Source organism: Priestia flexa NBRC 15715 (genome assembly GCF_001591565.1).
Classification (GTDB): Bacteria; Bacillota; Bacilli; order Bacillales; family Bacillaceae_H; genus Priestia; species Priestia flexa.
Genome location: NZ_BCVD01000134.1, coordinates 1 through 9,230 on the forward strand (window position 1 = coordinate 1; position 9,230 = coordinate 9,230).

Sequence of the window (9,230 nt, forward strand, 5' to 3'; positions counted from 1 at the left end):
GGAACAGCTATTGTTCGTTTTTTTGAAGCAATCATTTTGTTATGTCCCAAACTCATTTTTTATTAATTAATTAAGACCCTTATACTGCTATTTTCCTAACGAGGAATTTTTCCAATAATTTTAAAATGTATAATTATTTTCACTTTCTTTTATTGAAGCTATCGGAAAATTTGATTATAATGAGGTGTGTAAATTTTTCCATTATTTGAATAAGCTGATACTTATACCTGTTTCTTTGAAAAACTAGGTCAGCCATCCTTTACTGGTTATAAAGCGTTTATTCCTGTGAGAAAAATAGAGAAGTAAGATGATATAAAGGGGATTATAAATGAAGAAAGTACTGCTTGTAGCTTTTGTTTTTATATGTATAGTGGGCTGTTCACTTGGTGGGAAAACAGAAGTGGAAGGACAAGCTGTTTTCTCTGATGAAGGAAAAGAGTGGAGTGCTGAATACATATATGACCACAAGCTTTATCAAGAGCGCAAAACAAATTGGGTAACGCTAGAGCCAAAAGAGATTCAGCTAACGCCAGAACAATTGAAATACATTACGGTTGAAATTCAAACGAGTGATGGTGATACGGTAACGGGAAACGTAAAAGCTATGATGAATAAATTGGACGATAACGCTGTTTCTTTTTTAGTTGGTACGCTTAATGATCGAACATGTAAAGAAGATGTATTTAAAATGAAGATTATCTATAAAAATGAGGAAGAAGTACTGAATTTAAAGATGGCAGAGGATGAATAAAGAGAAGGCTTGTTGAAATGTTATAAAAATAATAAAAACATTTCGAAATCGACTAATACGTAGTATGATGATGGATGTACATACAGCGTGAAAGAGGTATAGAGATGGTTTTATTAGGAACGCTTGCAAATGGATTAGGCATTATTGTTGGAACGCTTTTAGGGAGCTTATGTCGGAACATTCCTGAAAGCATGAAAACTACCGTCATGCAGGCAATCGGATTAGCAATTGCGGTATTAGGAATTCAGATGGGCATGAAAAGCGAGCAATTTTTACTCGTGATTTTAAGCCTTGTTATTGGTACAGTAGCTGGTGAAGCGTTGAAGCTAGAAGAGAAGCTTTCGTCAATTGGCTCTTGGATTGAAAGCAAGGTAGGAAGCGGTCAAGGAAGTGTTGCTGAAGGCTTTGTAACGGCAACATTAATCTTCGTTGTGGGAGCAATGGCCATTATCGGTGCTCTTGATAGTGGTATTCGCGGCAATCATGACGTGTTGTATACAAAAGCCGTAATGGATGGATTTATCTCGCTGTTACTAAGTACAACGCTTGGGATTGGCGTTATTTTCTCAGCCATAGCTGTTGTTTTATATCAGGGATTAATAGCTGTTTTTGCTGCACAGATTGATCGATTAGTTCCAAATGCACTGATGGATCAGCTTATTATCGAAATGACGGCAACCGGTGGCATTATGATTCTAGCAATCGGCTTAAATTTAATTGGAATTACCAAAGTCAAGGTGGCGAATTTGCTACCGGCAATCGTTGTTGCTATTTTATTAGTGACGGGAATGTATGCTTGGATGTAGTAGACCTTTTATCAGAAGGTCTACTTTTTTGCTGGAAAATATGGATGAAAAGCTCGTTCTGTTGTGATCACTATATAAAATACGCGTACGGGGAGCAGTGAGGTGCTTTAAGTAATCCGTTTGAAAAAATCAGAAAATCTAAAAAAGAGGTAAGTTAGAAGCATTGCTATCGTAGATTAAGTAACAAAGGATAGAAAAAGGAGGAAAAGCTTTGTACTTTCCGTCTAAAAAAGATTGGTGGTTGTCGTATCTAATTTGGGGCATAAGTATTGCGGTTTTAGTAGATGGAATCTTTGTGATGGGATGGGGGATTTTTACGGTTCCGTTTATTCAAGATCATTACTTCATCCGACTAGCTGTTTTAGCGTTTTTTGCAGCTTTCTTGCTTTCGATTTGGTTTCGCACAGGGTATTACCTCACAGGCCAAACGTTAACTATTTATTATGGGCCTTTTAAGAAAAAAATAAATGTAAAGGAAATTCGCAGTATTTGCTTTGTCAAAATACCGTTTATTGCGCCCGCACTTTCAACTCAACAAATTCAAATCAAGTACAGCAAGCGTAAAACGATACGGATTTCACCTCGTGATCCAGAGGTCTTTGTTCAGTTTCTAAAAGTAAGAGCCACGTTTACGATAAAAGCTTAAAAGAGGCGTAGTAAGCTTTATTAGCTTAGCACGCCTCTTTTTTAATGCAGACATTTTCGAATACCTCCGTATTCTATCAGCGGCTTTGACACATAGCCGTCTGCTTCGAGTAAATAAATAATGGTTGCAGTGACGTATGGTACGTGAGCAGGATGAAGATCTAAATATTTTGAGAGCTGCAAGGAAGTAACGTCTCCTTTAAAGATATCGTGTCGGTTCACACAGACAAACGGGTACACATGCTTTACGATTTGCTTAGCGGTTTCTAACATCAACAAATCAATCAGGCCTCCTAATTGTATTTTAATATAAAGATATTCAGGAGTTTGTGTATTGATGACACGTATTTTTATAAGATAACGCTTACATTTGTTGGTTTTTAATTTATATGAAGATAATAAAAGAAAAAAGTAACCTGCTGAATAACTTCTTATACAGAAGCTATTCAGCAGGTTACTGCAAATGTTTCTTGCTCCAATCCCCCATGCTTTTGCATATGCTACTGGTGAAGAAGGTATTACTAAGCTACTAGCTGGAAAGAAAGGTCTTATCATTAATACCCACGGAACACCAAGCGCTGTTTATGATGAGATAGGCATGACGGCTGGATTAAAAATCACGTCAGATGTAGGGGTTTTTGATTTTACAAGAATTGAGCCTGTTGATCATTTATTATTCGGAAGTATCGGCTATTTAGATAAGGAAGGCTACAAAAAAATCTTTACTCAAATTAATGAGACGATTGATCGTCACTTCTCATAATTGTAAGCTAAGCACTAGAACCAACAGGGTTTTGGTGCTTTTTCTATTATTTGCTTTTTTTTAATGCGTATATGGATTAAAATGGAACTAAAAGAAAGGAAATGGAAATATGAGCTGCAAAATCATTTTTTTCGACGTTGATGGTACGCTAACGCATCACAAGAGCGGCGAAATACCTGAGAGTACAAAGCGTGCCATCAGTTTATTAAGAAATCTTGGCATTATTATTGTAGCAGCTACTGGACGCCCACTCTCTATGTGCGAAGAATTAAAAGAGCTAGGTATTGATGTGTTTATTACTGCAAATGGTGGTTACGTGACTTATCAGAATGAAGTTATACATAAAGTGAGTATGAGCAAGTCCAACGTAAAAGAGCTTGTAGAATTCTCAGATTCCAAACAGCATGCTCTATCTTTTTACACGAAAGGCTTTCACATGAACGGAGTACAGGAAGAGGGTGTTTTAGCTGCTTTATTCGAAACCTTGTCGCTTCAAACCTATCCAGACACTCATCCTTCCATTTACGAAGAAGAAATCTATTTACTTTGTCTGTTTGGAACGGATGAAGTGGTGAATCAATACAGAGCTAGATTTCCTCACTATACGTTTCGTCGCTGGCACCCATATGTGGTAAACGTATTGGAAACAGACGTATCAAAGTCGCAGGCGATTGTAAAAGTGTTAGAGTACTTTAAGATACAACCTTCGGAGGCGATGGCTTTTGGGGATGGTGACAATGATATTGATATGCTTGAAACTGTAGGTGTTGGTGTTGCGATGGAAAATGGTAGTCAACGCTTAAAGGAAATAGCTGATTTTGTGACGAAAAAATCAGATGAAGATGGCGTGGAGTTTGCCCTTAGACATTATAACCTCATTTCACAATAAGAAAGAAGAAAGGACGTGTACAATGAACCAACCAATTCGAAAGCTTACTATAAAAGATTTAAAGCCTGCAGCTAAGCTGTTTGCGCGTGTATTTAACGAGGAACCTTGGAATGAACCATGGACGCTTCAAAGCTCTTATAAGCGGTTAATGGATATTAGCTTAACGCCTGGCTATCTAGGAATTGGTTATTTTGAAGACGAAAATGGTCCGCTTCTAGGCTTTATCGTGGGAAATGAAGAGCAGTGGATAAACAATAAGTATTTTTATCTCAACGAAATTTGTGTGGATACCAATGCTCAAATTAGCGGTATTGGGACGAGCTTATTAGAATTTCTAAAAGTACAGCTCAAACAGCAAGCAGTAGCACAAATCTACTTATCTACTGAAAAAGGTCACCGAAAGCCAGCAGCTTTCTTTCAGAAAAATGGGTTTGAATTAAACAAAGAACGTGTTGTGATGAGTGTGGAGTTAGAATAAAGTGGTTGGGAGCGACGTGAAAAGTATCTATGCACTCTGACTTATAGGAGGAACCGGCATGAGAAAATTTTTCCTGTTAATCAACTTCTGTTTTGCTATATTACTAGCAGGCTGTAATAGTAACGAATGAATTGATAGCTATGTAGTCATAAATAATACCGAATTAATTGTAGTTGAAAGCCCTGATGGACAGAAGAATGTTTTAGAAATGGTAAAAGAATAGGACGATTTAAAATGAAGAAAAAAGTAGTTAAGATTTTACTGGTTATGAGTGTAGGAATGAACGCTTACTGGCTGGTTAAGCATTATGCTTTTGATAGGATGTATGATCCCGATGAAAAGGAACAAATCATTCTAAATGAAATGATTCAAAGAACAATTGAAAGTAAAGACTATCAAGAGATTGCTAAAACAAAAGATATTAAATCTATAGAAAGCAGCATGGATAAAAATAAAGGTGGCAGATATCCATATTATTTTAATGTAAGCGTTCGAACAACTGAAGGTACATATTTGTTTGGCTGTAGTGATGAGCAGTGTACAGATATCGAAAAGTATGGAGAAACTTATTCGATTTATCAAGATGAAAAGCCGAGACTACCTCTAGAATAGTGCTGACAAAACCATAAGAGTATAGAAAATAAGTATTTAAGCCAATGATCTATTCACACAATTTAGAGGTTGGTTTAGAAAGTATGAGCTGTTTTTAGAAAAGATGTTACAGCTGTTTTTCGTGAAGAAATGATAGAAAAAGCTTTTAAGAATTTGGTTCTTAAAAGCTTTTTTATGTACTCTGAACATGTTAATAATTTTTTAAGCTCAGGTTTACAAAACGCTCACAAACGACCATTAAATCAGGAGAAAATGTTTTTCCATACGGCTTTAATTCGTTTGTGAAAAATTCTTCGTGAGCGCGCCACCAGAAGTTATAGTCACCTTCACCTTCAGCTAATGCGAATTCTTCTGATACCTCGTTCATCGGCAAAACGTCTACCGATTGAACTTGAATAACGGCAACTGGCTGATTGTTTTCGTCTAGCACAATCGAATAATCTCCTTTTTTTGGTAACTCTTCGTTTTCAAGTTCATAGAAAACATAGCCGGATGTGGTAGCTGTTTTTTTACCTTCAACAACTAAGGAAGCAAGCCAGCCAGAAGACGCGCCGAACTGAAATGCTTCTTTGTACGAGACGTTAGTAAGGTTGTTTTTTTTGCAAAAATCCTGCCAAAATTGATCGATTTCATTCATCTTTTTCACCTATTTCTTCAGAATACGATAATGATGAGAAGATACTGCTTTAAAACCAAGCTTTTCATACAAATCAACTGCTGGCTTATTTTCTTTCACAACCTGCAGGTAAACATAGTCAGCTTCTTGTCTTTGAGCACATTGAACGAGCGCGCTCACCAGCTCTTTGGCAATCCCTTTTCGGCGATGTTTAGCGTGTACAATTATGTTGCTGATGCATCCGTACCCTTGTTCAACTACCACGGATCCTAAACCCACCGTTTCTTTATTGCTTGATAAGCGCAGAAACGTCTTAGAAGCATGAATGCTGGAAAAGATATGAGTATAGGCGTCAAAGCGATCTTTTGAAAAGCCTTCTAACGTCAGAAACTCATCAATCCAAGCAGGAGTTGCTTCGCGTAAATAGTCGGCATCATACTGAATGTCCAGCTTGACATTTTGGAGCGTATCTTCACAGGCTGCCATCATCGTAAAGCATTCATCGCTTTTTTTATAACCTTTTGAACCCAGTGTTTCATCTAACTGTGCTGGTGAAAGCTGAGAGATATGAAAACATGACGCTGTGTTACGGCTTTCGTAAAAATTCTCAACCTTTTGAAGCCAGTTTAAATCAAAAGGAAGTGAGCCAACCGCGTGGACGCTATTGGCGCGCTTTGTATAACCAAACGTATAGCGCATCGTCCAATCACCGAGTTTTTCAGTTGTATGAGCTGGCCAAGCATTGGAAGCCAGTTGTTCAAGTAGGCGTAGTGTATCTGTTGTTGTTTGCATGCTGCGCCTCCTAGTCTATAAATCTTCTATAATTTTACAAGTATACACCTAATAGCAATCAGGTGGCAACCGTAAATCCTGAAGAAAACTGTGCTGGAATTCAGGTGTGTGTACTAAAGAGAATTGATAGCCGTTGTTTATAAAATTTTGCTGATTGGTTAGCGGAAGTGGAGTACCGAGCGTCACCTTTATGTTAGGAGGTAGTGCTTTCATGGCGATAGGAATCCACGGCCGCTTTTCTGAGACGACCACTGCATAAGCTGTTCCACCAATCACAAAGTTAAAGTAGTCATCATCTTCGTCTGTTTTCATGCTGAAAGTTTCTTTTAGCCAGCTTCGAAACTTTCCAACGTCTTTTACTGGAAATCCTACTTCTCTTATATATAATGCATTCAGCTTACCATAGCTCTTTAACTTATTTTCATGAATATAGTCATGTGCAATTAACTCAAGTAAGTTACCGTCACAATCGCGGAAATACACGTTTTTTCGACCATTATGTTCATCGATAGGATTTCCTTCGTTTTGAGCTAACAAAAACACGCCAGATTTTTTTAAAAGTGTAACAGCATTAGTAAACAACTGATAAGACACTTGAATGGCAAAGTGTGCGGGCTTAATTGGTTCGTAGGATTCCTTGAAACTAAGCGTGCTATATGGAGTCAGTCTGAACTGAATAAACTCAGTTGTTTCGTTTGTCATTTCTAAATGTAGTGCTTTTTCATAAAATTGTTTGACACCTTGAATAGATACCGTAAGCAGTTCGAGATTTGCATAGTGGGTAATCATCGTCATTCACTCCTTTACCATTAGTTTATGATGTAGTCCATAAAAACAGCCACGGTACAATGAATGAAAAGGAATACATCTTTAGTCGTAGAAAGGATAGATGTTATTTATTTACTTTTGTTATGTAAAAAAATAGAACAATAGTATAAAATGGGAACAGGGGTGTTGAAAAGTGGAAATTCGCCGCGTTGTTATTGATGACAGAGAAGAAGTCAGTCGATTCTTAGAAAAGCATTGGGGAAGTACAAAAATGATTACTTCTGTTGGTGCGTATGACTGTTCCTCTCTGTGTGGGTTTATCTTATATGACGAGCACAATAACATCATTGGGTTAGTCACCTATGAAATACGAGAAAAAGAATGTGAAATAATCTCGTTAGATAGCTTGCAGGAAAACAGCGGATTCGGCACGGCCCTCATGAAAGCAGTGGAAGAGAAAGCAAAATCCGTAGGTTGCACGAAGGTAACGCTCATTACAACAAATGATAACGTAAAGGCTCTTCGGTTTTACCAAAGGCGTGGTTATCATTTAGCTTACCTATTTCCAAACGCAGTTCAAGAAGCAAGAAAACAAAAGCCAAGTATTCCTTTGGTTGGTTATGATGAAATTCCAATTCGAGATGAACTGTTGTTAATGAAGAAGCTATAACTGAATGGAGGAGGATTTTGCATGTCAAACTGGAAAGGCGCAGCAGCGATTTGCATCAATGAAAATAACGAATTATTAATGGTGGCGCAAGAAAAGCCAAATCACCCAGAGCTATGGTCTGTTCCGTCAGGTGGGCTAGAAGGCGGTGAAACATTTGAAGAATGCTGCGTTCGTGAAGTTTTGGAAGAGACGGGATACGAGGTTGAAATCCTAGGTCAAGTCCATGAATACGATACGGTCACATACGGTGTTGATGTGCATATTAAATATTTTGCTGTTCAGTTAGTAGGTGGAGAAAAGAAGCTCCAAGATCCTGATAACCTCATTGTTGATGTAGCATGGAAGCCTGTAGCAAAAATGGATGATTTATTTATGCTGTTTGAAGAAGAGCGAAAAATTTTACTGAGATACATTGAAGATGGAGTTTTAAAAGTGAACTAAAGCGGAGGATGGAAGTTGTTAAAGGTCATTAAAACAAAAGAGAAGCTTACGAAGTGGTTATTAATCGGGTGCTGTGGTTGTATCAGTCTTTTGGGATACGGCATATATCGGACATTTTTTGATATGAGTCGTCTTCCTGAAGGAAAATATCTTACTGAATCCACATCACCCGATGGTGCCTATACGCTAAAAGCATACCTCTCGGACGGAGGCGCAACTACCGGCTATGCTGTTCGAGGGGAGCTTGTTTTTAATAAAGGAAATAAAGAAAAGAATATTTACTGGAACTATAAAGAAAGCAGTGCGGATATTCATTGGCAAGGTAAAGATACGGTCGAGATTAACGGACACTCGCTGCATGTTCCAAATGATGTTTATGATTTTAGGCGAGAGTAATGGACGAATAGTATGAATGTATGTGAGCTTAATAGGTTTTCAGGAGGAGAAAATGAAAACAATCTATTTACTACGGCACTGTAAAGCTGAAGGACAAGATTTTGATGCCCCTTTAACGAAGGAAGGGAAAAAAGATGCCCTATCGCTAGTAGAGTACTTAAGGCCCTTAGGTATTTCAACTATTATATCAAGTCCGTACATAAGAACGATTCATACGGCTGCACCTTTTGCAGCAGAGATTGGCGTTTCCATTAAGCAAGATGAGCGCTTAGCGGAACGTGTTCTAACAGGAAAACCCGTAGACAATTGGTTAGAGCTATTAAAGCAAACATTTCATGATGAAAATCTCCAATTGAAAGGTGGAGAGTCATCAAAAGAAGCAACTCAGCGTGCGCTAGCTGTTGTATATGAAGAGGTGGGTAATCTAAATGAAATCTCATTATTGGTTACGCATGGTAATTTAATGAGCTTGTTGTTACGACACTTTGATGCTAGTTTTGGATTTCAAGAATGGTCTAATTTATCGAATCCAGACTTATATCGAGTAGATTTGTTTTCTACAAAAGGAGTTATGAAAAGGGTTTGGAATCAGAGGTAATGAAA

Annotated in this window: 14 protein-coding genes and 1 pseudogene; 11 read left to right on the forward strand and 4 right to left on the reverse strand. The window is 37.8% G+C overall.

Going from position 1 to position 9,230, the window contains the following annotated elements; all coding sequences use genetic code 11:
• Window positions 1-328 precede the first annotated feature (328 nt).
• From BFL01S_RS17150 to BFL01S_RS17160, 3 genes are all read left to right on the forward strand, one after another.
• Entirely contained in the window at window positions 329-751 is a 423-nt protein-coding gene (locus BFL01S_RS17150) for a hypothetical protein (protein WP_025908009.1), read from the forward strand.
• A gap of 104 nt (window positions 752-855) precedes the next feature.
• A complete protein-coding gene (locus tag BFL01S_RS17155) occupies window positions 856-1,557 on the forward strand; it encodes a DUF554 domain-containing protein (protein WP_061786438.1) in 702 nt (233 codons plus the stop codon).
• A gap of 211 nt (window positions 1,558-1,768) precedes the next feature.
• Complete coding sequence (locus BFL01S_RS17160; RefSeq protein WP_061786439.1) at window positions 1,769-2,203, forward strand: PH domain-containing protein; 435 nt, start codon at window positions 1,769-1,771, stop codon at window positions 2,201-2,203.
• A 41-nt stretch (window positions 2,204-2,244) separates the two neighbouring features.
• Here the strand turns inward: BFL01S_RS17160 and BFL01S_RS17165 are convergent, their stop codons facing one another.
• Window positions 2,245-2,475 (reverse strand): hypothetical protein, encoded by a 231-nt coding sequence (locus BFL01S_RS17165; RefSeq protein WP_224840247.1) that lies wholly within the window; start codon window positions 2,473-2,475, stop codon window positions 2,245-2,247.
• A 211-nt stretch (window positions 2,476-2,686) separates the two neighbouring features.
• Between BFL01S_RS17165 and BFL01S_RS17170 the strand changes: the two are divergent.
• The 4 genes and pseudogenes from BFL01S_RS17170 to BFL01S_RS17185 all read left to right on the forward strand — a co-directional run.
• Window positions 2,687-2,965 (forward strand): annotated as a pseudogene (locus tag BFL01S_RS17170) (NAD(P)H-dependent oxidoreductase); the annotation flags it as partial.
• Between the two features lie 109 nt (window positions 2,966-3,074).
• On the forward strand, window positions 3,075-3,854 hold the full coding sequence (locus BFL01S_RS17175) for a Cof-type HAD-IIB family hydrolase (protein WP_025908004.1): 780 nt from the start codon (window positions 3,075-3,077) through the stop codon (window positions 3,852-3,854).
• 22 nt (window positions 3,855-3,876) lie between these two features.
• On the forward strand, window positions 3,877-4,332 hold the full coding sequence (locus BFL01S_RS17180) for a GNAT family N-acetyltransferase (RefSeq protein ID WP_061786440.1): 456 nt from the start codon (window positions 3,877-3,879) through the stop codon (window positions 4,330-4,332).
• A gap of 234 nt (window positions 4,333-4,566) precedes the next feature.
• Window positions 4,567-4,944 carry a hypothetical protein gene (locus BFL01S_RS17185; RefSeq protein WP_061786441.1) on the forward strand — a complete coding sequence of 126 codons (378 nt, stop codon included), beginning with the start codon at window positions 4,567-4,569 and terminating at the stop codon, window positions 4,942-4,944.
• Window positions 4,945-5,134: 190 nt separating this feature from the next.
• Here BFL01S_RS17185 and BFL01S_RS17190 read toward each other — a convergent pair whose 3' ends face one another.
• From BFL01S_RS17190 to BFL01S_RS17200, 3 genes are read right to left on the reverse strand one after another with little or no spacing between them, the layout of a single operon-like run.
• Complete coding sequence (locus tag BFL01S_RS17190; RefSeq protein ID WP_025908002.1) at window positions 5,135-5,581, reverse strand: ASCH domain-containing protein; 447 nt, start codon at window positions 5,579-5,581, stop codon at window positions 5,135-5,137.
• 9 nt (window positions 5,582-5,590) lie between these two features.
• Window positions 5,591-6,352, reverse strand: a complete 762-nt coding sequence (locus tag BFL01S_RS17195; protein ID WP_025908001.1) for a GNAT family N-acetyltransferase — start codon at window positions 6,350-6,352, stop codon at window positions 5,591-5,593.
• 48 nt (window positions 6,353-6,400) lie between these two features.
• Window positions 6,401-7,141, reverse strand: a complete 741-nt coding sequence (locus tag BFL01S_RS17200) for a VOC family protein (RefSeq protein ID WP_061786442.1) — start codon at window positions 7,139-7,141, stop codon at window positions 6,401-6,403.
• A gap of 172 nt (window positions 7,142-7,313) precedes the next feature.
• Here BFL01S_RS17200 and BFL01S_RS17205 point away from each other — a divergent pair, with 172 nt between their 5' ends.
• The 4 genes from BFL01S_RS17205 to BFL01S_RS17220 are packed head-to-tail and all read left to right on the forward strand — an operon-like array spanning window position 7,314 to window position 9,225.
• Window positions 7,314-7,790 (forward strand): GNAT family N-acetyltransferase, encoded by a 477-nt coding sequence (locus BFL01S_RS17205; protein WP_061786443.1) that lies wholly within the window; start codon window positions 7,314-7,316, stop codon window positions 7,788-7,790.
• Between the two features lie 21 nt (window positions 7,791-7,811).
• Window positions 7,812-8,231 (forward strand): NUDIX hydrolase, encoded by a 420-nt coding sequence (locus tag BFL01S_RS17210; protein ID WP_025907998.1) that lies wholly within the window; start codon window positions 7,812-7,814, stop codon window positions 8,229-8,231.
• Window positions 8,232-8,246: 15 nt separating this feature from the next.
• On the forward strand, window positions 8,247-8,627 hold the full coding sequence (locus tag BFL01S_RS17215; protein WP_025907997.1) for a DUF5412 domain-containing protein: 381 nt from the start codon (window positions 8,247-8,249) through the stop codon (window positions 8,625-8,627).
• 52 nt (window positions 8,628-8,679) lie between these two features.
• Window positions 8,680-9,225, forward strand: coding sequence for a histidine phosphatase family protein (locus tag BFL01S_RS17220; protein WP_061786444.1), 546 nt, complete (start codon window positions 8,680-8,682; stop codon window positions 9,223-9,225).
• Window positions 9,226-9,230: the final 5 nt, after the last annotated feature.